We start from the raw sequence: 1,204 nt of genomic DNA, 5'->3' as shown, positions 1-1,204 counted from the left end.
TTTATCGCCCAAACTGGTTAAATTTTAACAGTGACAACTATCCTGCCAGAGGGGGCTACTTTGGCGGCTCTACCTCCGGTGAGGTGGTCGATATTCAAGTTGATGTTCTTAATGATGGTGCCACAGCCCGTTACTTCCCAAGTGCTTCTGGTTACGCAACTTTGGCGTATGAAGACAACTGGCCTTATAAGGCTGATTACGACATGAACGATGCTGTTCTTATGTATCGCATTACCGAGATCCTTAAAGATGGAAAAGTCGTTAAATCAACCATCGATGGACGTCTTGCTGCAGTAGGTGCTTCGTACAGAAATGGTTTTGCGGTTCGACTTCCTAATCTAGACCCAAGCTTAGTGAGTAGCGGAAGCTCTTACATGAAGCACAATGGTGTGTTCACTGATTTAGACTTGGAGCAAGGACGTAGCGAGGCAATCTTTGTTATTGCTAACGACCTTACAGAGAAAATCAGTACTAGTTGTACCTTCTACCGCACCATCAGCTCTTGTAAAGAAGATGAGCAATTCGCTTTCCAAATCGGGATTACTTTAGCTGGCGATGGAGTGAGTACTGACAGTTGGACTGACATGCCTTACGACCCGTTCATCTTCGCAACGCCTGGGTATTATCATGGTGAAAACCTACCTCTACATCCAGGGCGCAGCTGGGAGGTGCATTTACCAGACCAAGCTCCAACCGAGGCATTTGATACCGCTAATCTCTTTGAAACAGGACTAGGCGTTGATGACAGTAATCCATCAACAGGCAAATATTTCAAAACCGCAGACAACCACCCTTGGGCACTGCTGATTACTTCAGACACGGAATGGCAATGGCCACTGGAATATGTAGATATCGTCACCGCCTATCCAAACTTTGCGAACTTTGCTGAATCCGGTGGTACTCAATCCACCGATTGGTTCCAAACACCTGCCGCTGACCAATGTTACTTGCCTTAGGAGAATGATTATGAATATGCCAATTAAACAGACAGTAACAAACGGTCGCCGGAACTATAACAATGCTATCTTATCTAGTCTGTCGAATGCTGCACTTAAGAAAAATACGGCTCAGTCGCAGTCAATACGTATTCCATTACTAATTGCATCACTAGCGTTGGTAGGGTGTGGTGGCGGAGGCGGCGATGGAGGAGCATCAACTCCTAACCCATCGCCTTCAACACCAGCGGTGACAGCACCAGTGACGT

1 protein-coding gene and 1 pseudogene are annotated in these 1,204 nt (G+C 46.5%); both read left to right on the top strand.

What is annotated here, in order from left to right:
• Positions 1-956, top strand: a 956-nt coding sequence (locus AB6E08_RS14685; RefSeq protein ID WP_372160035.1) for an LruC domain-containing protein, incomplete at its 5' end; no start/stop codon positions are given.
• Between the two features lie 10 nt (positions 957-966).
• A pseudogene (locus tag AB6E08_RS14680) lies at positions 967-1,204 on the top strand (hypothetical protein); the annotation flags it as partial.

This window comes from Vibrio sp. 10N.247.310.24, from assembly GCF_041467175.1.
Classification (GTDB): domain Bacteria; phylum Pseudomonadota; class Gammaproteobacteria; order Enterobacterales; family Vibrionaceae; genus Vibrio; species Vibrio tasmaniensis_A.
Note: the sequence above shows the minus strand (reverse complement) of the source record. Positions and strands in the feature narration are given on the sequence as shown.